This is a genomic window from Nocardia sp. NPDC004568, from assembly GCF_040609955.1.
Taxonomy (GTDB): domain Bacteria; phylum Actinomycetota; class Actinomycetes; order Mycobacteriales; family Mycobacteriaceae; genus Nocardia.
Genome location: NZ_JBEXLL010000017.1, coordinates 51,661 through 73,244 on the forward strand (window position 1 = coordinate 51,661; position 21,584 = coordinate 73,244).

Annotated in this window: 20 protein-coding genes and 3 pseudogenes; 14 read left to right on the forward strand and 9 right to left on the reverse strand. The window is 69.5% G+C overall.

What is annotated here, in order from left to right:
* Window positions 1–48: 48 nt before the first annotated feature.
* The gene (locus tag ABZV91_RS11070; protein ID WP_355238851.1) at window positions 49–1,584 is read right to left on the reverse strand and encodes a helix-turn-helix domain-containing protein; all 1,536 of its coding nucleotides are present in this window, start codon (window positions 1,582–1,584) and stop codon (window positions 49–51) included.
* A gap of 356 nt (window positions 1,585–1,940) precedes the next feature.
* Here ABZV91_RS11070 and ABZV91_RS11075 point away from each other — a divergent pair, with 356 nt between their 5' ends.
* Together ABZV91_RS11075 and ABZV91_RS11080 are read left to right on the forward strand one after the other, a co-directional pair.
* Entirely contained in the window at window positions 1,941–2,123 is a 183-nt protein-coding gene (locus ABZV91_RS11075; RefSeq protein WP_355238854.1) for a hypothetical protein, read from the forward strand.
* Between the two features lie 87 nt (window positions 2,124–2,210).
* Window positions 2,211–3,079 (forward strand): annotated as a pseudogene (locus ABZV91_RS11080) (ferritin-like domain-containing protein); the annotation flags it as partial.
* Window positions 3,080–3,100: 21 nt separating this feature from the next.
* Here ABZV91_RS11080 and ABZV91_RS11085 read toward each other — a convergent pair.
* Complete coding sequence (locus ABZV91_RS11085) at window positions 3,101–4,159, reverse strand: alpha/beta fold hydrolase (RefSeq protein ID WP_355238856.1); 1,059 nt, start codon at window positions 4,157–4,159, stop codon at window positions 3,101–3,103.
* Between the two features lie 135 nt (window positions 4,160–4,294).
* Here ABZV91_RS11085 and ABZV91_RS11090 point away from each other — a divergent pair, with 135 nt between their 5' ends.
* The 3 genes from ABZV91_RS11090 (at window position 4,295) to ABZV91_RS11100 (ending at window position 7,158) form a co-directional block, all read left to right on the forward strand.
* Window positions 4,295–5,347: a hypothetical protein gene (locus ABZV91_RS11090; protein ID WP_355238859.1), complete on the forward strand. Its 1,053-nt coding sequence runs from the start codon at window positions 4,295–4,297 to the stop codon at window positions 5,345–5,347.
* Window positions 5,344–6,195 (forward strand): SAM-dependent methyltransferase, encoded by an 852-nt coding sequence (locus ABZV91_RS11095; protein ID WP_355238862.1) that lies wholly within the window; start codon window positions 5,344–5,346, stop codon window positions 6,193–6,195. Before ABZV91_RS11090 ends, ABZV91_RS11095 begins: the two co-directional genes overlap by 4 nt.
* Before the next feature lie 87 nt (window positions 6,196–6,282).
* Window positions 6,283–7,158 carry a phytanoyl-CoA dioxygenase family protein gene (locus ABZV91_RS11100; RefSeq protein ID WP_355238865.1) on the forward strand — a complete coding sequence of 292 codons (876 nt, stop codon included), beginning with the start codon at window positions 6,283–6,285 and terminating at the stop codon, window positions 7,156–7,158.
* A gap of 4 nt (window positions 7,159–7,162) precedes the next feature.
* On the opposite strand, the gene ABZV91_RS11105 is transcribed toward ABZV91_RS11100, so the two are convergent.
* Entirely contained in the window at window positions 7,163–8,056 is an 894-nt protein-coding gene (locus tag ABZV91_RS11105; protein ID WP_355238868.1) for a class I SAM-dependent methyltransferase, read from the reverse strand.
* 631 nt (window positions 8,057–8,687) lie between these two features.
* Between ABZV91_RS11105 and ABZV91_RS11110 the strand changes: the two genes are divergently transcribed.
* From ABZV91_RS11110 to ABZV91_RS11125, 4 genes are read left to right on the forward strand one after another with little or no spacing between them, the layout of a single operon-like run.
* Window positions 8,688–9,671 (forward strand): ABC transporter ATP-binding protein, encoded by a 984-nt coding sequence (locus tag ABZV91_RS11110; RefSeq protein WP_355238962.1) that lies wholly within the window; start codon window positions 8,688–8,690, stop codon window positions 9,669–9,671.
* A complete protein-coding gene (locus tag ABZV91_RS11115; protein WP_355238870.1) occupies window positions 9,671–10,480 on the forward strand; it encodes an ABC transporter permease in 810 nt (269 codons plus the stop codon). Before ABZV91_RS11110 ends, ABZV91_RS11115 begins: the two co-directional genes overlap by 1 nt.
* Window positions 10,477–11,619, forward strand: coding sequence for a histidine kinase (locus ABZV91_RS11120; protein WP_355238873.1), 1,143 nt, complete (start codon window positions 10,477–10,479; stop codon window positions 11,617–11,619). Before ABZV91_RS11115 ends, ABZV91_RS11120 begins: the two co-directional genes overlap by 4 nt.
* Window positions 11,616–12,233 (forward strand): response regulator transcription factor, encoded by a 618-nt coding sequence (locus ABZV91_RS11125; RefSeq protein ID WP_355238876.1) that lies wholly within the window; start codon window positions 11,616–11,618, stop codon window positions 12,231–12,233. Before ABZV91_RS11120 ends, ABZV91_RS11125 begins: the two co-directional genes overlap by 4 nt.
* Window positions 12,234–12,239: 6 nt before the next feature.
* Here the strand turns inward: ABZV91_RS11125 and ABZV91_RS11130 are convergent, their stop codons facing one another.
* From ABZV91_RS11130 to ABZV91_RS11140, 3 genes and pseudogenes are all read right to left on the reverse strand, one after another.
* The gene (locus ABZV91_RS11130; protein ID WP_355238879.1) at window positions 12,240–13,241 is read right to left on the reverse strand and encodes a nitronate monooxygenase; all 1,002 of its coding nucleotides are present in this window, start codon (window positions 13,239–13,241) and stop codon (window positions 12,240–12,242) included.
* 107 nt (window positions 13,242–13,348) lie between these two features.
* Window positions 13,349–13,792 (reverse strand): MarR family winged helix-turn-helix transcriptional regulator, encoded by a 444-nt coding sequence (locus ABZV91_RS11135; protein ID WP_355238882.1) that lies wholly within the window; start codon window positions 13,790–13,792, stop codon window positions 13,349–13,351.
* A gap of 60 nt (window positions 13,793–13,852) precedes the next feature.
* Window positions 13,853–14,409, reverse strand: a pseudogene (locus tag ABZV91_RS11140) (SAM-dependent methyltransferase).
* A 237-nt stretch (window positions 14,410–14,646) separates the two neighbouring features.
* Here ABZV91_RS11140 and ABZV91_RS11145 point away from each other — a divergent pair.
* A complete protein-coding gene (locus tag ABZV91_RS11145; protein ID WP_355238885.1) occupies window positions 14,647–15,144 on the forward strand; it encodes a hypothetical protein in 498 nt (165 codons plus the stop codon).
* Window positions 15,145–15,218: 74 nt separating this feature from the next.
* On the opposite strand, the gene ABZV91_RS11150 is transcribed toward ABZV91_RS11145, so the two are convergent.
* Complete coding sequence (locus tag ABZV91_RS11150; RefSeq protein WP_355238888.1) at window positions 15,219–16,094, reverse strand: ABC transporter permease; 876 nt, start codon at window positions 16,092–16,094, stop codon at window positions 15,219–15,221.
* Between the two features lie 646 nt (window positions 16,095–16,740).
* On the opposite strand from ABZV91_RS11150, the gene ABZV91_RS11155 reads away from it, so the two are divergent.
* From ABZV91_RS11155 to crcB, 3 genes are all read left to right on the forward strand, one after another.
* A complete protein-coding gene (locus ABZV91_RS11155) occupies window positions 16,741–17,250 on the forward strand; it encodes a nuclear transport factor 2 family protein (RefSeq protein WP_355238891.1) in 510 nt (169 codons plus the stop codon).
* A gap of 216 nt (window positions 17,251–17,466) precedes the next feature.
* Window positions 17,467–17,955 (forward strand): CrcB family protein, encoded by a 489-nt coding sequence (locus ABZV91_RS11160; protein WP_355238894.1) that lies wholly within the window; start codon window positions 17,467–17,469, stop codon window positions 17,953–17,955.
* Window positions 17,955–18,317, forward strand: coding sequence for a fluoride efflux transporter CrcB (crcB, locus tag ABZV91_RS11165; RefSeq protein WP_355238897.1), 363 nt, complete (start codon window positions 17,955–17,957; stop codon window positions 18,315–18,317). The genes ABZV91_RS11160 and crcB overlap by 1 nt, the downstream gene beginning before the upstream one ends.
* A 74-nt stretch (window positions 18,318–18,391) precedes the next feature.
* On the opposite strand, the pseudogene ABZV91_RS11170 reads toward crcB, so the two are convergent.
* A pseudogene (locus ABZV91_RS11170) lies at window positions 18,392–19,488 on the reverse strand (dihydrodipicolinate reductase).
* Window positions 19,489–19,536: 48 nt separating this feature from the next.
* A complete protein-coding gene (locus ABZV91_RS11175) occupies window positions 19,537–20,562 on the reverse strand; it encodes a Rieske 2Fe-2S domain-containing protein (protein WP_355238900.1) in 1,026 nt (341 codons plus the stop codon).
* 172 nt (window positions 20,563–20,734) lie between these two features.
* On the opposite strand from ABZV91_RS11175, the gene ABZV91_RS11180 reads away from it, so the two are divergent.
* Window positions 20,735–21,355 carry a TetR/AcrR family transcriptional regulator gene (locus ABZV91_RS11180; RefSeq protein ID WP_355238903.1) on the forward strand — a complete coding sequence of 207 codons (621 nt, stop codon included), beginning with the start codon at window positions 20,735–20,737 and terminating at the stop codon, window positions 21,353–21,355.
* Window positions 21,356–21,584 lie beyond the last annotated feature (229 nt).

Here is a 21,584-nt window from a genome sequence, read left to right on the forward strand (position 1 = left end):
CACAGAACAGTTTCGCCCCATCGGGTTGTTAGATTTCTACAATCGCGCTCAATCGTCCTCGAAAGCCGCCAGATCGATCGTCATGGCCAGCCGGGTTCGTGGGTCTTCCAGCTCGAGCACGGCCACCTCGCGCATCTTCCGCAACCGGTTGCGGACGGTGTTCGGATGAACGCCGAGGGCCGTGGCGGCGAGCACGGGGTCGCCCTGAGCATCGAGCCATGCCCGCAGGGTCGCGACATAGTCCGTGGCGTGCGCGCTGTCGTAGCGACGCAACTCCGCGACCGGCCCGCGCGCCGGGATCCGGCCGGTCCGTGCCGCCGCCCGCAATCGCTGGAGCAGGATATCGCCCCACGATTCGTCGTAGGCCGGGTACGGGATATCCGCCGAGCCCTGTTCGTGCAGCGCCAGGCATTCGTCCGCCTCCTGGCGGGAGGCCGGCAGATCGGCGGCTGTGGCCGGACCGCCGATTCCGGCCGACAGCGTCACCCGGCCGGGGAGCGCTGTGCGCAGCGCTGCTACCCAGTCCCGGGCCGTCCGCACGCGGTCGCCGGGCAGGATCGTGTAGACGGTGTTGTCCGACAGCGTGCTGCGGCCCGGCCGTGACCAGCCGAATCCGAACGTGGCCTGCTCGAAGGCCAGCAGCAGTCCGGCATGCCGCTCCGTCGCGATCTGGGCGCGGACCGCCACGACCCGTAAGGGGGCCGGCGCCAATCCGAGCCGGCCGGCCACCGTGGTGGCGTCCGGGCTGCCCTCCAGTAGCCGGATCACCAGCTCGGATTCCACCTGACGTTCCAGATCCGCGCTGGCCCGCGACCGCAGCAGATGCAGCGCCACCGTACGGGCCCCCTCGGCCAAGGCGGCCCGCCGGGCGCTCGACAACGGTTCGGCGCAGGTCACCCATACCGAACCCAGCAGTTCGCGGCCCACCCGCACCGCGACCACCGTCCGCCCGTCGAAGCCGTACCGGGGGTCCGGTTCGACGAACACGGGTTCGTCCGAATCCGCCAGATGCGCGTGAATACGGCGTGATTCGAACAGTTCGCGCAGAGCGGCGGGCTGCCGACGCTGCAGCACCGTCTCCCGCAGAGCTCGGTCGGTCACCCGCCCCAGCGTGGCGTGGGCCATCACGCGCGACAGCGGATCCTCGATCGTCACCGCGCCGTCCACCGCGGTGGCCAGGCTGTCGGCCAGCGCGAACAGATCCGTGGGACCACGCCCGGACGCGGTTTCCCGCCCCTCCAACACCAGCCCGTACACGACCCCGGCGAGCTGGCTCCACGACACCGCGGGATCGACCACCAGTACCGCGACCCCACCGCCGGTCCCGATCGCGGCTGCTTCCCGGTCGGTGTCGGCGCCCCCGCGCACCAGGACCGCGACCGCTCGGGCCGCCCGCGCCCCGGCTACCGCCGCGCGCACGGAACCGGCGCCCACGGCGAGGAGGATATCGCCGGTCGCTTCCTCGGCACCGGTCGCGTCGAACATCGCGACACTGCGGATCACGGTCGCCCGCGACACCGGACAGCAGCGCAACCGCACGCCGTACCCGCCCAGCACGTTCACGAGCTGGTCCAATCGCACCATGCACGACTCCTGTCCACCCTGGTCCGATCACCGTAGCCGCGCGGGTACCGGCGCTTCGCCATGGTCTCGCGCAGCCGGTCCATGCCCTTGCCGGAGCCGGCGGGCGCATCGAGGGGCCGCGGTAGCACCGGAGCCGGGACGCGACCTGTACAGCACCGGCCTTTCCGGCCGAGGTGCCGGGGATCGCTCAGCCGCGACCGATCGACGCGAACCAGCTCTCGGTGAGGACGCCGAGCATCTCCTCGTATCCGAGTGCCACCGTCCGCTGGTTCACTTCGGTGCGACGTGGTCCAGTTCGGTGATCGCAAGGACACTCCAGAACCGCCGCGTCCCGGCGGGGAAGCGGGATTTCGTCCGTGCGGTTGACCGGGTACGGATATCGCCGACTCGCCGGTGCACGGCCGCGCGCGCCGCCGCGCAACCCGGATGGATATGCCGACGTCCTCACGCTGCTGGAAGTCGGGGCCGACTCCGCGGCGGTCGACGGACAGGCGGTGATGTTCCAGCGATACCTGTTCACGACCTGTCTCTTTTCGTGACAGCGGGCCGGCGGAATCTTCACAGCGACGCTGATTATCGAGTGGAAGAGCGGGTAGGCGCCCGGGAGGTGCCGAACGGCATCGCCGGAGGCCCGGACCGAGGCAGTGCGCCGTGAATTGACCGAGAACGCCGAGAACGCCCGGGCTCGTGCCGAGGCCGTCGGCGCCGCCATTCGCGAACTGGGTGGCGTACCCGAGGTGATCGGCCCCTTCCTCGGCCGGGCCACCGCTGTGGTGAAGGCGCTCATCGAACAGACGCAGCCGTTCGACGAGGCCCTACTCGGCGATCTCACCCTGGAACACCAGCTTCTCGATCGCGCCAGGTATGTCAAGGCCCTGGCGACGAGTGCGGGGCGCCGCGATATCGCGGCGCTGGCGCAGCGACTGATCACGGCGCATTCCGCGACCGTGGACTGGCTGACCACCGTCCTGGCCGAGGAGGCGCTCGGTGGTCCGGCCGCGCTGCGCCGCACACCATTGCAGGCGGCGGCCGGTGCCGCCGTGAAGCTGGTCAACCTGCCCGTCACCTGGTCCGCCCGCGGGGTGGACCGCGCGCGCTGGACACCGTCCGGGCCACCCCGCCCGCGCTCGGGGAACTGCTGGCCCGGGGTGCGCACGCCGGCGATATCGCCGCACGGGCCCTGACCGCCTCCGGTGACGCCGCGCTCGAGAGCGCGGAGCAGGTGGCCCGCCGGGAAGGCGCGGGCACCGCCGCGGGTTCGTTGCGTTCGGTCCGCGCGGCCACCGGTGTGCTCGAACCGGAGGAACTGCCCATCGGCGATTACGACGGGCTCAATGTGAGCCGTGCGGTCGCCGCGGTCAAGGAACTGACCGATCCGGCCGATATCCGGGCGATCGTGGCCTACGAGGAAGCGCACAAGAAGCGGCACGGTGTCGTGTCCGCGGCGCAGACCCGGCTGGCGGTCATCGCCGAGGAAGTGGCCGGGCTGAACTGACCGCGGTGTCCGCCGCGGCACTCAGCCGGCGATCGAGTCCATCCACTCCCGCACCGCCGCCTGATACTCGGCGGTGTTGCGGGCCAGATTCACCGAATGCCCGCTGCCGGGTAGCACGAAAGTGCGCAACCGCGCGGCCGGGGAGAAATGCGGTGCCTCGGCGGCCCGCAGGGTCGCCGTATCGGCACAGACCCGGGCGCACAGCACATCGTCGCTACCGTTGACCACGAGTACGGGGGCGGTGATCTCCGTGGACATCGGCGGCAGAGTGGAGGTCAGCCCGTCCGGGTACTCGGTCGCGGCGAACACATCCTTGGTCGCTTCGTCCACGGCGACGACCGCGGGGTCGGCGGTCGCGGGGGAATGGAACGACTTCTCGCGCGTGCCCGGACGGGTGGTGAGATAACCGCTGTCGTAACCACGGCCGGTGAAGGCGGCATCCTGCTCGGCGGGCCGATAGGTCCCGACGATCCCCAGCGCGCCCGCGACGTTCAGGCCGTGCGAATAACCGGTGAGCAGCACTCCGTCGACATCGTGATGGTTTGTCGCCTCCAGTACCGCCACCCCGGAACTGAGCGAATGCCCGCCGGTGACGACCTTGCGGAAGGGCCGGGCGCCGCCGAAACCGGTGCGCAGCGCTCCGATGATCTCGTGCAGGGCCTGCGCGTCCCCGGTGGCGGTGACCGCGGTGCTGGCCGGCCGGCTGCTCGCACCGGTGCCGAGCCGGTCGATCACCAGCGTCGCGTATCCGGCGGCGTTCATCGCGCGCCGGAAGTTGTAGGTCTCCGGGGCGTGGGGGAAATCCCAATAGGTGGCGTTGTAGTTGGACCCCGGCATCAGCACCATGACGGTATCGCTGCCGCCGCCGGCCGGGGTGCACAGTGTGGTCGCCAGGGTGCCGCCGGTGCGCAACGGGAACGCGGTGGGCGCACACTGTCCGGGGTCCTCGGCCCGCGCGACACCGGGGGTCAGCAAGGCGAGAACGGTTACCGCGGCGGCCGATACGCGTACCGTGATCGTCGAACCCCGCGTACGCCGCCATCGCTGCGGACGGCCGAGCGGAAACCTGCGAACAGTCATGTGCCCGGGACCCTAACGGTGGTTGTTCCGGCGCGCAACGGAGCGGTGTCTCCGGGGCGGAAACCGGTGGGGGAGAGCGCGTACGGATTCGCGCACGGACCTGCCGATTGCCATAGGGAGAGCTAGGATTCGAGCGTGAAGAAGCGGGCCGTCCATTTCGTCGGAAGTTTCCCGGCCGTCGATACCGAGACCGCCATGCGGGCCATGCTCGATGCCGCCGCGCCCCGGCTACGGACCCTGCCGACCGGGGAGACCGGTCGCTACGAGTTCTATATCCGCCCGATCATCGAGGACTTGGCGGCCCAGGGCGCGCTCGAAGTGAAGCGGGCCAGGGAATGGCGCAGCAGCCGGGACCGCACCCGCTACCGGGTGCCGCGGGGGAGCGCGCTGACCGCCGAATCCCTCGACCTCGGGTACCGGAGGGAAGCCGAGGAGGCGGTGCCGGTGTACGCGCGACTGCGCCGAGCTCCTGAGTTGTCCGGAACCGCATTGCAGATCGGGATGCCCACCGCCTTCACCCTCGCCTTCGTCGCGCTGGGCGCGAGCGGAGTGCTGCGGCATCGGCGTGCCTTCGCCGACGCCACCGTGCGTGAGATCACCGCCGTGCGCGAACTGGCCGGACCCGATGTCGTCGTCCAGCTCGAAGCCACCGCCGAACTGGTGCTGATGGCGCTGGCGCAACCGGTGCACGGGTCGGCCGATCGGGCGCTGGGATTGGCCCGCGGCCCGGCGGAGCTGGCGGCCGCCGCCCCGGCCGGCACCCGTTTCGGGGTCCACCTGTGTCTCGGCAGCCTGCGCAACCAGGCGCGCGCCACCCTGCGCGATACCCGCCCACTGGTGGATCTGGCCAATGCGATCGCCCGGCAGTGGCCGGCGGATCGGCCCTTGGAATTCGTGCACGCCCCGCTCGCGGCCGGAGCGATTCCGCCGCCGCTGCGGCCGGAGTTCTATGCCCCGCTGGGCGATCTGGCGACGGCCTCCGGTACCGCGTTCTACGCGGGCTTCGTCCACGATGTACCCACGGAACAGGAACAGCTGCACGTATTGTCGATGGTCGAGGCGGCGCTGGGGCGGCCGGTGGACGGAGTCGCCTGTGCGTGCGGTCTCGGCCGTCGAACGCGCCCGGTGGCCGACGCGCTCATGCGCCGCGCGGTCCGCATCGCCGCGGAGGGAGAAGCGCGGACATGAATTCCGACGGGGTGGCCGCGAGCGGTCGCGGAAGGACCGGTGGGCCGGTGCCGGAGATCGAGCGCGTGCCGCAGGGGGTGGATCCGCACGAGCCGCGTTCGGCTCGGGTCTACGACTACCTGCTGGGCGGAAAGGACAACTACGACGTCGACCGGGCGCTGGCACATCGCATCCTGGCGGTGGCCCCGGAGACCAGGTCGCTGGCGTGGTTCAGCCGTAATTTCCTGCTGCAGGCGGTCCGGACGGCCGCGGCGGCCGGGGTGCGGCAGTTCATCGACCTCGGGTCGGGCATCCCGACCTCGCCCAATGTGCACGAGGTGGCGCACGAAACCCATCCCGCGGCGCGGGTCGCCTACGTCGACAACGATCCGGTGGTGTTCGTGCACTGCAACGCCCTCATGGGCAATCACCCCGGGGTGACCGCGTTGCACGCGGACGTACGCCGTCCCGGCGAACTGATCGAGCGGCTGGCCGCCGAATCGGGAATCGATTTCGCCGCGCCGGTGGCGATCACGCTCGTCGGCGTTCTGCACTATGTGATGGACGAGGAGAACCCGGCCGAACTCGTCGCTCGCTATCGCGACGCGATGGCGCCGGGCAGCTATCTGGCGTTCACCCACGGCGCCGATATCAGCCATCCCGAGATCATCGAGCGCACCTCGCAGGACGCGATGAACAGTTCCGCGCAGGTCCGGTACCGCTCGCGTGCACAGGTGGCGTCGTTTCTGGACGGTTTCGAGAGCACCGGGCCCGGCGTGGTCCCCCTACAGCGATGGCTCGCCGACGATCTGCCGGAAACGAAGCTGGTGCTCTACGGGGCGGTCGGTCGTAAACCCCTGAGCCGGTGACGGCGGCACGCCGGTATTGCGGAAAGCGCAGAGGGATAACACAATCGAGTTCGGTCCGCTGTGGACCGAATCGCTCGAGGAGCAGCCGTGGACCCTGCGCAACCACCGACTCCGGTGGACGTCATCACTTCTCTGGACGATCTCCGTGGCGACCTGGCGCGTCGTCACCCGGCGACCGCCACTGCCTCGGACGCGGTCGATCCGGCCGTGATCGCCGCCGACCTGTCCGCTCTCGCGCGGGACGGCTACGTCATCTGGGAGAACCTGCTCACCCTCGACGAATGCGAACGACTCCGTAGCGCACTGGCCCCGCTGCTGGAGCGGACGGGTCGCAACACCTTCGAGGGACAGCGGACCCGGCGGGCCTACAACCTGCTGGAGAAGACGCGTGTATGCGACGCGCTCGTCGAACATCCGCGGGTGCTGGCTGTGCTCGATCGGCTGTTCCTGCCGAACTATCTGCTCTCGCAATTGCAGGCGATCGAAATACACCCCGGCGAGCAAGCGCAGATGCTGCACCACGACGACGGCTTCTATCCGGTCCCGCGACCCCGGCCACCGTTGAGCGCGGCGACGATGTGGGCGATCGATACGTTCACCGACACCAACGGTGCCACGGTAGTACTGCCGGGCAGTCATCGCTGGGACTCCGAACGCGGCCCCACCGGCGCCGATACCCGGACAGCGATCCGGATGCCGGCCGGGTCGTGCGCGTTCTATCTCGGCACGCTCTGGCACGGCGGCGGCGCCAATCGCAGTACCGGTGCCCGCCTGGGCGTGACCGTGCAGTACTGCGAACCCTGGCTGCGGCCGCAGGAGGCCTATACCCTGGCCACCGGCCGGGACACCGTGCGGGCGGTATCGGAGAACATCCGGCGGATGCTGGGGTACAGCATCCACCCGCCGTTCATGGGTGCCGTCGACGGGATGCATCCCAAACGGCTGCTCGACCGGCCGGTGTGACCGGCTACCCGGACACGGCCTCCGGATCCTCGACGGTGCCCAGCACAATGCGATACAGCACCAGATGCTGTTCGTCGAATTGCCGGATCGACGCCTCGAGATACCGCTCGTAGGCCTCGGTGACCCGGGGCCCGGCCAGTTTCTCCGCCTCGGCGCGCCGTGCGCGGAGGCGCCGCAGCCACTCCGCGCAGGTGGTCGCGTAGTCGCGGCGGTCGTTGACCACCGAACGGATCTCGAACAGCTTCTCCGACGCGTGCGCGAGTTCGGCGAGCCGTGGTGGATCAGACTCCGGGAAGATCTCATCGGCCAGGAACTGCACATCGGTGATCGAGTTCTGGTCGAGCGGACGGTTGCCCTTGCCGATCGTCTGGACCACCAGACTGCCGCCAGGACGCATCATGCTGTGGCAGTAGTCGAAGAAGGCCCGGTAGGTGGCGGTGCGTTCGCGGCGCGACAGCCCGAACCGCACGAAATGTTCGAGCGCGCCGACACAGAAGATGGCGTCGTAGGGAGTGCCGGGCCGATGGTCGTGCCAATGTTCCAGGCGCACCTCGGTACGCTCCGCACCCTGGGATCGGACGTGCCGGTACTGGTCGCGGCTGAGCGTGAGCCCGGTGACCCGGGTCTGTGCGTACCGGTCGGTGATCGTCCGCATCAGGCTGCCCCAGCCGCAACCGATGTCGAGAATCCGTTCGGTACCGGTGAGCCGGGCCTGGTCGATCAGGTAGTCGAGCTTGCGCTGCTGCGCGCGTTCGAGGTCGTCGCCGTCGGCCCACCGGGCGCACGAGTAGGTCAGGCCCGGGTCGAGCCACAGCCGGTAGAAGTCGGTGCCGATATCGTAGTGATGTCGGACCGCATCCGCTGATGCGCCCTGGCGTGCGCCGATATCCGATGTCATCACAGACCTCCGAAGTCTCGTGTTGCGTGGGTGTTTCCGGCAGGTGGTGCCCGTGCCGGTGCGGTCGCTCTGTCGGCGGCTCGGTGGATCACGGGTGAGCCCCCGGCCACGGTGCCGGTGGGTGGGCGGCGCGGACCGGTCGGTCGGGTGGGGGAGTTTCTCTCGGGGAGCCGTCGGTTTCGCGGGATCCGGGGCGCGCGGTGTCCGTATGTTCCGGGAGTGACTCGTCGCGCAGTGGTCGGTGCACCGGAGCGCCGGTGGCGGGTAGGGCGGGATTGCCGGTCCGGCAGATGATCTCATCGGCCGGTCTCGCGGGTTCTCCCGTTCCGAGCGGGGAGGAGTGGGATCGGTTCGGCGCCGTAGCCGATTCTACGTGCGCACGGCGGAGCTCGTCCAGCCGTTGCATCGTCCAATTATATTGCGGGAAGGGATAAATCGGATTCCGTGGCCGCTTCGCGGACTGTCGGTTTCCGGCGACTCGGACAGGTCGATGCCCGGCCGCTCGGCGATCCGGTGCCGCTCGCGGGGGACCGCCGATGACTTCTGTCATCTCCGGGCCATGAGAAATGCACGGGTATCCGATGACTGCACGTACTACAGTTTCCGGGCCGGCTCGGTGATCGTGGAAGTCATGAACAGCGGATATCCCGATTCACCGCAACCGGGTGGACGACCGGGACACGAGATCGTCGTCGCGCGCGGTCTGCGCCGGACCTACGGCACCGGAAAGAACGCCTTCGAGGCGGTCCGCGGGGTGGACCTACGTGTCGCCGAGGGCGAGGTCTTCGCCCTGCTCGGCACCAACGGGGCAGGTAAGACCTCGACCCTCGACATGCTGGAGGGACTGGCCGAACCCTCGGCGGGCTCGGTCGAGATCTTCGGCCTGGACCCACGCCGCGACCGGGCCCGGGTACGCGCGCGGGTCGGCATCATGTTGCAGTCCGGGGGTCTGCCCGCCGAACTGACCGTCCGCGAAACGCTCGAGATGTGGCGGGGGACGTGCAGCAATCCGACGAGCAGCGCAACGGTTCTCGCGCAGGTCGGTCTGGCCCACCGCGCCGATGTCCGGGTCGGGTCGCTCTCCGGCGGTGAACAGCGCCGGGTCGATCTGGCATGTGCCCTGCTCGGACAGCCGCGGTTGCTGTTCCTCGACGAACCGACCACCGGACTCGATCCGGAGAGCCGGCGCGGGACATGGCGACTGTTGTCCGAGCTCAAGAGTACCGGGGTGAGTATGGTACTCACCACGCACTATCTGGACGAGGCGGAAGCCCTGGCCGATCGGATCGCGATCATGCATCGGGGCGAGATGGCGCGAACCGGGACCCTGCGCGAGATCGTCGACGGACATCCGGCCCGCATCGTCTTCGACCATCCGGGTCTGCCGCTGCCGGAACTGTCCACCACCCGCATCGAGGCGCGCGCCCGGATCAGCGTCAGCACCCACGATTTGCAGGGCGATCTGTCGGTACTGCTCGGCTGGGCAGGCGAACGGGGCGTGCGGCTGGGTGGGCTGGAGGCCCGCGCCGCGTCCCTGGAGACGGTTTTCCTGGATATCGCCGATGATTCCGCCGCCGCGGCGGCGACCGACCCCGAAGCGATCGGAGCTCGCTGATGACCACGACCGCCGCACCCGCCACCGGTTTCCGCCGCCGTCCGCTCGCCGCGCTCGCTGAGGCCGAGTACCTGCAGTTCCGGCGGAACAAGACGCTCGTCTACCTGGCGACTGTCTTCCCCATCGGAATACCGGTGGCGTTGTTCTTCATCGGCCGCCGTGGCGATGCCGCCTCCGCGGAGCTCGCGGTGCAGACCTTCGAAATGCTGGCTCTGGTCACCCTGCTGTTCGTGCAGTACTACTCGGTGCTGTCGATGGTCACCACTCGGCGCGGGGAGGGTGTACTGAAACGACTGCGGACGGGTGAGGCCGCCGACTGGCAGATCCAGACCGCCCCCGCGATACCGGGGGCGCTGGTCACCCTCGGCGGCACCGCGGTGGTCGCCGCGGTCGTCTACGGTGTGGGTGCGCCCGCACCGGTCGATCCCGTCGCGATCGTGCTGGCTCTCGTGGGCGGGATCGTGCTGTTCTCCCTGCTGGCTCTCGCGACCAGTACGTTCACCAAGAACGCCGAGGCGGCGCAGATCACCTCGCTGCCGGTGATGACGATCGCCATGCTGGGGCTGACATCGATCCGCGGGGTGCTGCCGGACCGGCTCGCGGAGGCGGCCGGCTGGACCCCGTTCGCGGCCGTCTCGGATCTGGTGTCGCTGGGCGTCGCCGGGAAAGCGGTCCTCGCCGATCCCGTCGCGCGTGATTTCCCAGGTACCTTCGCCGAGATGGGTCGCCCGTTTGCGACACTGGCGATATGGACCGTCCTGGCGTTCGCGCTGACCCGCCGGAGTTTCCGCTGGGACGATCGCGGGTGAGCCGCTGGAGCGCCCGGTGGCGCGCGCTGCCGGCGGGTGCGAAGTTCCGGCTCTACACCGGGATCACCTTCCAGAGCGCACTGATCATGGTGGTCGTCGCCATGGCGGTCACCGTGCGCTCGCCCTGGGCGGCCGGCGGGATCGTGCTCGCCGGTATCGCGGCGGTCTTCGCGGTGGAGGCCCGCACCGAGTTCGCCGTTTCGTCGCAGTGGTCGTCGCGTGGGTGGGTCCTGCCGGTCGCCGTCGTGACGCTGGCAGGGGTATGGGCCGCCGCCGCCGTGGTCGCCCGGACAGCGGCCGACGAATCCGCCGTCGTTTCCGCCCGGGTGACCGGTGTGTATGTGGCGGTGCTGGCCGTGTTCGCCCTCGTATCGTTTCTCGGCCACACGTGGTGGCTGCTGCCGGCACTGAGTGTGGTGACCGGGCCGGTCTTCGGCTCGTCGCCCGCGACGGTGGTGAGCGGGATCGTGGTGACCTTCGTCGCCGGCGGGTTCGTCATCGCCTCGGTCTGGCTCACCAGGTGGGGATTGCGGGTCGTCGACGAAGTGGAACACGCGAAGGTCGTCGAGGCCGAACTGGGGTTGGCGCAAGAGCGATTGCGATTCGCACGGGACCTGCACGATGTGGTCGGCCGCGGGTTCTCGGCGATCGCCGTGAAAAGCGAACTCGCCGGAGTGCTGTCGCGCTCCGGTGATACCGACCGGGCGGCGAAGGAGATGGACGAGGTCAAAACACTGGCTGTCGAATCGATGGGGCAGATGCGCGAACTGGTCCGGGGCTACCGCGGGATCGACCTGCTCGGTGAGGTGGCCGGTGCGCGTTCGCTGCTCGCGGCGGTGGGTTGCGAGCTCGGCGTCGAGGGCGATCCCGCGAGCGTCCCGCCACGATTCCACGAGGTCGCGGCCTGGGCGGTGCGTGAGGGTACGACGAATATCGTCGAACATTCCGCGGCGACGTCGGCGACTCTCGCGTTCGGCGGTGCCGGTATGTCGGTGCGCAACGACCGTCCGCGCGGCACGCCGGGGCAGCATTCGGGACTGCGTGGTCTCGCGGAGCGGCTCGCGGCCGTCGGCTCCGGTCTCGCCGTCACCGCGACCATCGACGAGTTCGTCCTCGAAATCCGATGGGTGGAACAATGATCCCGGTCTTCCTCGCCGACGACGAAACGCTCATCCGTGCGGCGCTGGCGACGATGCTCGATCTCGAGGCCGATCTCGAGGTCGTCGACCATGTCGGCACCGGGGAGGAACTCCTGGCGGTGTGGCAGCGCCGTGCGGTCGGTGGGCCGGCCGCGGTGGCCGTCATCGATCTACAGATGCCCGGTATCGACGGAATCGAGACCGCCACGCGGTTGCTGCGGCTCACGCCGGGCGCCGCCACGTTGATCGTCACCAGTCACGGCCGGCCCGGCTACCTCAAACGGGCACTGGCCGCGGGTGTCCGGGGTTTCCTGCCCAAGACCACCTCGGCGGCGACGCTGGCCGAGGTGATCCGCACGGTGCACGGTGGCGGCCGGTATGTCGATCCGGAACTGGCCGCGGAAGCCATCAGCGCCGGCGACACCGTGCTCACCGCGCGCGAAGCCGATGTGCTCGAATACGCCCTGGACGGCTCGTCCATCGAGGACATCGCCCGGCGCGCGCACCTGTCGCCGGGGACCACCCGCAACTACCTCTCCGCGGCAATGGCCAAACTCGGGGTCTCCAACCGATACGAGGCCGCTCTCGCCGCGCGCGAGAAGGGCTGGATCTGACCGGCCTCAGTCGCTTCCCGGCGCCGCGTCGGCACCCGCCGCGGTCCCGGCGCTCCGCGTCCACCGGTCCAACAGGCGATCGGCTCCGTCGCGCAGCGCGGCGATCACTTCTCCGGCCGGCAGACTGCGGGTGAGCGCGCCGACACCCTCGCCGGCGTCGACGGGACCGTACCGGGGGTCCCCGGTGGCGGCGGCCGCCGCCACCTCGTCGCGGGCCGCACCGTCGCCGGCCAGCACGGCCTCCCGCGCCGCCCAGTGCCGGGTGGTCTCGTTGACCAGTACGCGGGCGGGATAGCAGTCCGGCCAGGGGAGCCGCTGGCCCAGGTCGAAGACGCGGGTGACGACCGTCTCGGTGGCCCGGGCGCGCAATAGCGCGGCGCGCGCGGGTTCCGGGGTGAGCGCTTCGGGGCAGGCCGATAGGCAGGTGCCGAGCCAGGCACCGGCCGCTCCCGCCGCGAGCACGGCCGCAAGACCCCGGCCGGTGGCGATACCGCCGGCCGCGAGAACAGGCACCGGGACCGCGTCGAGTACCGCGTCCAGTACCGCCAGTGTGCCCAGCCGGGTCGCGCCGTGGCCGCCACCTTCGCTGCCGCGCGCGACCAGGACGTCCACCCCGGCTGCCACCGCCCGGCGGGCGTGGTCCGCGTCGTAGACCTGGGTGACCGCCGCCGCACCCGCCGCGTGGACCCGGTCGACCCAGGCCCACTCCGCGGTGAAACCTACCGAGACGAGCGCCGGCCGCGCGGCCAGGGCCGTGTCCAGGAGAGCGGGTTCGCGCTCGAGCACCCAGCCCACCATGCCGATTCCGAACACCCCGGGTGCCGGCTCGAGCCGGGTGAGTTCGTGTTCCAGGGCCGCGGCCGATCCGGTGCTGCCCATACCGATCATGCCCAGCCCGCCGGCCGCGGAAACGGCGGCCGCGAGGCGTCCCCCGGCCACCCCGCCCATCGGGGCGTTCACGATCGGAACCGATAAACCCATCCGGCGCGACCACGGTGTTTCCGGCACTCACAGCCTCCTTCTCGTCGTGGCGCGCCGGCGCCCCCGGCCGAGCTGACATTACGTGAGGCCGTCTCCCGGTCGCGCTGTGCCGCCGGGCCGGTCGGCAGCCCGGTTCAGGTGGTGGTCCCGCCGGTGAACGCGTCCACGACGGCCGCGCCGATCCGGCGCTGTACCGGGTCGGCCTCGGACCCGAACAGGCGTTCGTCGACGTCGGCGACCACCTGCTGGGCCGCCCGGAGCAGCCGGATCCCTTCGGCGGTCAGTTCGATCGCCGACGCGGACCCGGCGCGGGCGGTTCGGTCGTGGACCAGTCCGGCGCCGACCAGCGCCTTCACTGCCGTGTGCACGCTCTGCACACTGATCCCCGACATTCTCGCGAGGTCCGAGAACGACGCCCCCGGGACGCCGGAGATATGGCCGAGCAGACCCAGACGGCCGACGGTCAGGTCCAGTGCCGCCAGACCGGCGTTGAGTTCGGTCTCCACTCGCCGCGCCAGCGTCAGTACGATGATCGAGGCGCTGACCGGCGGGGGTGTCGGGCCGTTGTCGGTACTCACCGATCCAGTGTCGCGCACCGTCGCCGGTGCACCGGCCGGCAGGCGCCCCGGACGTGCGGATCACCGGACCGCGTCGATGAGATGCCGGGTCGAGAATGCGACGAAGGGGTGTCCGGCGCGTATCTCCCGGTCGAGTTCCACCAGGGTGTCCCGGTAGCGATGGACGGAGAAATCGGGGACCCACCAGACGCATTTGCGCAGGATCCATACCACGGCGCCGATATCGAGGAACTCCATCCGGCAGCGTGCGGTGCGCAGGCCGGTCACGGTCAGTCCGGCGGCTTCGGCCGCCGCGGCCTCCCGGGCGGAGTCGCGCCGCGTGCGCTGCTCGGGTTGTGGACCGAGGAAGCGTTCGATCAACTCGAACGCCGAACCCGGACCTACATGCTGGGCGAAATAGTGCCCCCCGTCGGTGAGGACACGGTGGATCTCGGGCCAGTCCGGGCGAACGGGATGCCGGGCCGGGCCGACCCGGCGGTGGCCAGCCGGCGGGCGAGCTGCCGTGCGTAACCCCAGGGCGGCCGCTCCTCGGTGGCCCGGCCGTCGAGCCACGCGAAGCCCCAGCCGTCGACTTCGGCGGCTTCGGCTTCGGCTACGAGATCGTCGAAGGAGCGCATCCGCAGATGCTCGCAGACGGGCCGGAGACGGGCAAAGCATTTCCGCCGGGTACCGCCGGCTCGATGTGAAACCTTGTCGGTCGGTCGTTTCCGCGTCCACGACAGCCGGCTCGGATACTGTCGACCGCGCGTGCGGGGGCGGTCGGTTTCGCTCCACCGCGCGGATCTCCAGCCCCTGCCGCGCGGATCCGCTGCACCAGGGGGCCTGTTCACCGAGGAAAGGATCGTATGTCTCGTATGCGTAGAACCGTGCTGATCGCCGCACTGATGGCGCCGTCGGCGCTGGGTTACACAGTGGGAGAGGCCGCCGCGGCCCCGGTGGTGACCCCGTTGCCGATCCCGGTGGTGACCGGCCCGGAAATCGGCCCCGGCGCCGTTCCCGGCGGAGTGCTGCAGACGATCTCGGTGGTGGGGACGACGGGCGAACAACCGGGGACGGTCACCTTCTCGGTCCCGGTTCCGGCGCCCTACCACTATCAATACAACTACCGTTGGATCACCGTGCACTGGCGGAACCTGAACACCGGCGCCGCGGGCAGTGTCGATTTGCGGCACTGGAACGGGATCGACGTCCCGGGCGAGGAGAAGTACGCCGCGGCGCTGCCCACCAGCGCGCCGGTGGTGACCGGTGCGGGCCCCGTGCTGGTTACGGCGACGCACAGCCGCGAGCAATACCAGGCACCGCCGCAGTCCACCGCGGTGATCCCCGGTGCGGGAGTCGTGTTCACGGCCTGAGCCGGGTTCCGCGCGTGGGTGCGGTCGTGCCGGGACCTTCCGCACCCACGCCACGGGGATCGATACCGTCCTCCTCATCTCGCCGCGGCGCCCGCGGGTCGCCGATTGTCCGATCGTCGCTGGGCGGCGAGGAACACCCCGACCGCGACCGCCGACCATCCCGCGAGCACCAGCCAGGGGCCGAGGTGCTGATGGTGTGGGAAGTAGACGGCCGTGTGCTGGGCATTCACCGATGCGCCCGGTGGCAGCCACCCGCCGATCGTCGCGAGCAGGCGGGGAAGCAGCGGCCACGACACCGAGCCGCCGGAGGTCGGGTTGCCGAGCAGGATCATGATGCCCCAGGTCGGCAGGATCGCCCATCGTCCGAACAGGGCGTGGAACATGGTGAAGACCATGCCGCAGGTGAACATGGTGAGCGCCAGCACCGCCCACGAACGGAATGGGAGTTCGAGGGCGCCCAGGAGCCAATCGACGGTCGCCACGATGGCGAAGCCGCCGAGTAGCGCGTAGGCCGCGGTGCAGGCGATGCGTTCGCCCGGGCGCAAATCCCCCGCGTTGACCCCGAGCTGCGCCGCGCCGACGAATCCGACGACGACCGAGGCGATCGTCATGTAGAAGATGGTGAGTCCGTGTGGGTCCCCCGCCTGCAGCGGATTCAGATCCTCGACTCGCACGGTGTACCCGGCGTGTTCGGCGATCGGCGGCAGCCCCTGCGCGAGAGCGGTCGCCACTGTCTGGCCGGAGGCACTGGACAGTTCGAGGGTCACCGTGTCGTCGGCCGGGGAGGTGGTGACGACGGCGAACACTTCCTGTTCCTGGAGCGCGGCGGAGGCGCTCGCGTGGTCGGCGAACCGATGGACCCGCAGCGCACTGCCCATCGCGGTCGCCAATTCGGCTTCCAGTTGCGCCACCTGCGCGGCGGGCATCGACCCGACCACGGCGATGGGCACGTATTCCGGCTTCGGTTGGCGGTGGCATAGGTGTAGGAGCCGGCGAAAAGGGCGGCGGCACAGGCGAGTATGCCGATGATCACGGTGGCCGGGAAGAACCGTGAGCCGCGGAAGTCGTGCCACCGGCGCGTCGCGATATCTCCGGTCATCGCGCAGCGGGTCGTGTACCCGGCTGCCGGTCCACCACGTCCCGGTGGGGTGCGCTCATCGTTACCACCTTTCGCGAGCAGTCCATCGGTCGAGCAGCCCGGGTGGAACTCCTTGCCCTTCCCGCTCACCCGTGTCGAGGACCCGGGAACCTTCGCGAACCGGCGGGGCGTACACGCAAGCCCGGTGGAACGACCGGTCCGGCAATCGCCCCACCATACGCGCACCGGCGGTCGTTCGGCCGCCTTACATGCCGCCGCGACGAACCTGTTGCCCGCCGGCTCGGTCGGCAGGCGCCGATCCGCGCGGTAGGGCATCTCCTCGGGAGGCACGACGGTGGCGCGGCGTGGATGATCGCCATGCCCCGGTCGGCCGGGCGAGGACTCCGGTGAGCCGGGGCGGCACCGTGCGGTGGTGATGTGATGTGATGCGATACGAGCCGGTTCGGCCGGGGCCGGCGCAGCGCCACGGATACCGGCCGTCGAACGAGGAGGCCGTTATGCCCGGATCACCGTCACCCGGAACCGAATCGGACCACCGACTCACCGTGCTCGAAGCGATCGAGGCGATCAAGGCGCTCAAACACCGTTATTTCCGGGCCTGCGATGCCAAGGATCCCGGCCGTTTCCGGGACTGTTTCGTCACCGAGGGGTCCGTGCTCGACTACGGCGAGCTGGGAGTCTCGGACGCGGACGGAATGGCCGCCGTCTTCGAATCCATCGCCCTGCGCCGGGTCGACGGCGACCATGTGGTGCTCGATATGCACCACGGGATGCATCCCGATATCACCCTGCACGCCGACGGTACCGCCACCGGCCAGTGGACCATGCAGTTCCGTCAGGTGAACCTGCTCGACCACACGGATACGCTATCCACCGGCGAATACGAGGACACCTACGTTCTCGAGGACGGCCGCTGGAAGATCGCGGCCTCCCGGTTCCGCCGTCTCTGGTCCATCGCCCGGCCGGTCGACGACACGTGCCGGATCGGCTGGTACGCGGGCTCGTGAGGCCCGCCGGTGTCACGGGCCCGCGGCAGAGCGGCTCGCGTCCGGCGCGGCCATCCGCGCGGCGGGAGCGGAGCGCGCGCCGCTGGACCCCGGCGCGCGGCGGTGGGACTCGCCGCTCCGGTCTCCGGACCGGAACAAGCGCGGACAGCTCCTCCGCCGACAGTCTCTACCCCGCCACCCCGCCCGGCCCGGGCGGCTGTGGAGTAGGAGAACACTGTGCCCGATGATCCGCAGTCGGTCCACGGACGGTCACTGCCCGTGGACCCCGACATCGATCTGCGGGACCCGTCGCAGCGCGCCGAACTCGCCGCGTCCCATGGCGCGATTCTCGCGGTCGTCGCCGCCGGCGGCGCACTCGGCGCGCTGGGCCGCTACGGACTGACCCTGTGCTGGCCCACCCCGGCCGGTGGGTTCCCCTGGGCGGTGTTCGTCATCAATGTCAGCGGCAGTTTCCTGCTCGGTGTCCTCATGGTGGTGGTCACCGAACTGCGGCCGGCGCATCCGCTGGCCCGCCCGTTTCTCGGAGTCGGTGTACTGGGCGGATTCACCACGTTCTCCACCTACGCGAACGAGATCCGGGCGCTGCTGGAACCGGATACCGCTTGGATCGGTGCCGCCTATCTGGTGTCCACCCTGTGCGCGGCGGTCGCGGCATGCGCGCTCGGAATCGGTCTCACTCGCCGCGCCGGCAGCCGAGGGGCGTGATGAACGTACTGCTGGTGATCGCCGGGGCCGCGGTCGGCGCCCCACTGCGCTACCTGTTGGACCGAGTCGTCCAGGCGCGGCACGACGGCCGGTTCCCGTGGGGCACCTTCGTGGTCAACGTGTCCGGATGTCTCGTCCTCGGAGCGGTCACCGGTGCGGGCCTACCGGCCGCGTGGACAGTGCTGGCGGCCACCGGATTCTGCGGCGCCTTCACCACCTACAGCACGTTCTCCTACGAGACCGTCCGCCTGACCGAAAAGCGTGCCCATCGGTACGCGATCGGCTACGCCGCCGGGAGTGTGGCCGCCGGGCTGGTCGCGGCGACGCTGGGTTACGCCGCTGCCCGGGGATTGCTCGGCTGAGCCCTCGACCCACGATTCCCGGGCGGCGTCTCCTCCTGTCACGGTCCGGCAGCGGGGATTCGCGGCGGCGCCCGCTACCGCTCCGGTCGGAGATCGAAGCGTCCGGCGAAGGCGCGCAGCGGGAGATCGGCGCTGGTGATGATGCCCGGACGCGCGGCGACCACCGAGCGCAGCGGTTGAGGGCCGGTAATCCGGTGACGGTCATCCCGATCGAGGCGAAGTTCTCCGGATTCGACAGGTCGAAGCCCTTGCGGGGGAAGATCATATGCTTGCTGTAGATGCTGGGATCACCGGTGATCTGGGTGATGTAGCAGCCTTTGATATTCCACGCCGGATCGGTGTGCGGGGTCATCTGCCATTCGAGATGGGTTTCCACCCGCGGCACGCCGTCGACCAGACCCTGGTACTTGATGTAGTTGGCGCCGAGTGAGCCCTTGGGCAGGAAATACCAGCCCAAGTCGATGTCCTTCGTGCAGGCGCCGAGCTCGTACCGGAAGGTGACCTCGTCCAGTTCGAGGTCGAACGCGTCGGCCATCAGGTAGACCGAATCGGCGAAGACCGCGGTGTATTTGTGCAGCGAGTCCGGGATGGTCGGATCGTCGATCGGGCGGCCGTAACCGACCGCTTTCCAGGTGCCGACGGAATGGTGGCAGGAGACGTCCACCGATTCGGTGACGGTGATGTTCTCGATCGCGGCGACGTCGGCGGTGTGTACGATGCCGAGGATCTGGGCCAGGCCAGGATTCATCCCGGTGCCGTAGAAGGTGGAATTGCCGCGCTCGCACGCGGCCTGGATGATCTCACTGACCTTGCGGCCCGACGGGTGGGAGTGGTTGGTGTCGCGGTGGAATCCGGTGATCCAATCCGCGGTGGTCACCACATCGATGCCTGCCTCCAAGACCTTCTCGTAGAGATCTTCGTCGGGGAAGACGCCGTGGAAGGTGAGGACATCGGGCCGCGCCTCGATGATCTGCTCGACCGTACCGGTCGCCGTCACCCCGATCGGCCCGATACCGACGATCTCACCGGCGTCCCGGCCGATCTTGTCCGGTGTGTAGCAGTGCAGCCCGACGAATTCGAGATCCGGGTGCTCGCGGATGCGGCCGATCATCTCGGTGCCGAGGTTGCCGGTCGCGACCTGGAATACCCGGATCTTGCCGGAGGTGCTCATGGGTGGGCCTTTCTGTCTGCGGGGAAGGCTGCTGGTTCGGGTCCGCGGTCATACGCCGGCCGCGTTCGCGTTCGGTACGAATTCGGCCGCGCCGGTATCGGGGTAGAACTGCCGTGCCCAATCGCGCAGGGCCCGGAAACCCGCGTATTCCTTGCGCGACAGCGCGGGCGGGTCGGAGTAGCGCTGATGCGCCCAGATGTGGATATCGGCTTCGAACTGCTCGATCACGAAACCGGCCATCGCCGTGCCGTAGGTGCTGATCTCCGTGCTGTCGTCGCCGGGTTTGCGGCCGATCCACACGGTGAACCGGACATCGGAGGTGCGCTCGTCGACCGGGGTCACCGCGGGCATGGTGCGGTTGTCGACCATGCCCCAGCTCTTGGTGATCGAGCAGCCGAGTCCGGCATTGATCGATTCGACCCCACTGTTCACCTGGTCTCGGGCCACGCCCTCGTCGAAGGCGATGGTGAAATCGACGTAGGAGACAGGACCGGAGAAGTCGTGGCGGGTGAACTCCGGCACGAACGGGGTCTTGTGTACGTACTTGAAATGCGCGAAATCGACACCGTTCTCCATGACGTACTGCGGGTGCAGTTCGAGCCCGGGCCGGTAGAGCGTGGCCGCGGGCACCGGAGGATAGTAGTCCGCGGCGGTTTTGCCGTCGCCGAACGCGGCGAAGATATCGGGGACCTCGAAATGCGGTGCCTGGCCGTGGACGTCGTACCAGATCCAGACGCCTTCGTTACGCTCCACCGCCGGGTAGCTACGGATGCGGCGGCCCTTGTTCGGGTGGCTCTCGTAGGGGATGCAGACATTGCGTCCCTCGCGATTCCACTCCCAGCCGTGGAACGGGCAGACCAGGTTCTCGCCCTCGACCCGGCCGCCGTAGCCGAGATGCGCGCCCAGATGCTCGCAATAGGCGTCGAATACGGTGACCTGCCCCGATGTCGATCGCCAGGCCACCATCTCGCGGCCGAAGTACTTCATCCGGTGGACCGCGCCGACGCCGATCTCCCGGCACCAGGCCACCTGGAACCAGCCCGTCGGCTCCATCGGCAGTGGTGGTTTTGCCATCGCGATCCTCCAGGCATCGAGGGCTGTAGCGGGCGCGGCCACGGCACCGTGGATGCGCCGGTATATGACGCCGGTCACGTGGCGCTCCCGAGCATAGAAGCCTCTTTGAAAGAATACAAGAGGGCTTGGTGAAACTGGATCGCCCTGCTCAGGGCGCGTAAAGTCGACCATCGTGACGGAAGCGGCGGTGGGCGGAAGACGAGCGAACAGGCGCGGGATCCAGTCCCGGGAGAGCATGCTCGAGGCGGCGATCGCCTCACTGGCCACCGGTGATCCCGCGGCGGTCTCCGGCAACCGGATCGCCCGCGATATCGGCGCCACCTGGGGAGTGATCAAGTACCAGTTCGGCGATATCGACGGCCTGTGGGCGGCGGTCCTGCGGTACACCGCGGACAAGCGCGGGGATCTGCCCGCCGGGATCAAACCGGACGGCACCCTGCACGAGCGGGTGGCCGCCATGATCGACGCCATGGCCGGCGGGCTGCGCCGGCCGGAATCGCTGGCCATCGAAACACTGCGCGCTGCCCTGCCGCGAGAGCACGCGGAACTGGAGCGCGACTATCCGCGCACCGCCGCGGAACTGGCATCGTGGAAACCGAACTGGGACAAGGCCTGTCAGCGCGCTTTCGCCGATATGGAGCTGGACCCGGTGAAGGTGCGGCAGGTGGCCGCCCTCATCCCGGCAGCGATGCGAGGTATCACCTCCGAGCGCACCCTGGGTACCTACGGCGACCTCGACGACGCGCTGAAAGCGCTGATCGGCGGAATAGTCGCCTATTTGCAGGGCCCGTGAACGCGAGCTGCACGACGCGGCAGCGACAGCTTCCCGGGGACCGGCCGAGCGTTCCTCGATCGACGGGTTTCGAACCGTCCTCGCGCGAGGTGTGTCGGCCTGGTCGCTGAGAGGGCGGTCTCGGAACGCGCGTGCCCGGCTGTCCGTCCGGCGGGTGCGTAACGCGGGGTCCGGCTGACCACCGACCCGACGACGGTGTCCACATGGGGGGTAGGCGAGGGGGTGAGGG

Coding starts and splice junctions, on each gene's coding strand:
- ABZV91_RS11070 (WP_355238851.1), bottom strand. CDS start 1,584: ATGGTGCGATTGGACCAGCTCGTGAACGTGCTGGGCGGGTACGGCGTG.
- ABZV91_RS11085 (WP_355238856.1), bottom strand. CDS start 4,159: ATGACTGTTCGCAGGTTTCCGCTCGGCCGTCCGCAGCGATGGCGGCGT.
- ABZV91_RS11095 (WP_355238862.1), top strand. CDS start 5,344: ATGAATTCCGACGGGGTGGCCGCGAGCGGTCGCGGAAGGACCGGTGGG.
- ABZV91_RS11105 (WP_355238868.1), bottom strand. CDS start 8,056: ATGACATCGGATATCGGCGCACGCCAGGGCGCATCAGCGGATGCGGTC.
- ABZV91_RS11110 (WP_355238962.1), top strand. CDS start 8,688: ATGAACAGCGGATATCCCGATTCACCGCAACCGGGTGGACGACCGGGA.
- ABZV91_RS11115 (WP_355238870.1), top strand. CDS start 9,671: ATGACCACGACCGCCGCACCCGCCACCGGTTTCCGCCGCCGTCCGCTC.
- ABZV91_RS11125 (WP_355238876.1), top strand. CDS start 11,616: ATGATCCCGGTCTTCCTCGCCGACGACGAAACGCTCATCCGTGCGGCG.
- ABZV91_RS11145 (WP_355238885.1), top strand. CDS start 14,647: ATGCGTAGAACCGTGCTGATCGCCGCACTGATGGCGCCGTCGGCGCTG.
- ABZV91_RS11155 (WP_355238891.1), top strand. CDS start 16,741: ATGCCCGGATCACCGTCACCCGGAACCGAATCGGACCACCGACTCACC.
- crcB (WP_355238897.1), top strand. CDS start 17,955: ATGAACGTACTGCTGGTGATCGCCGGGGCCGCGGTCGGCGCCCCACTG.
- ABZV91_RS11175 (WP_355238900.1), bottom strand. CDS start 20,562: ATGGCAAAACCACCACTGCCGATGGAGCCGACGGGCTGGTTCCAGGTG.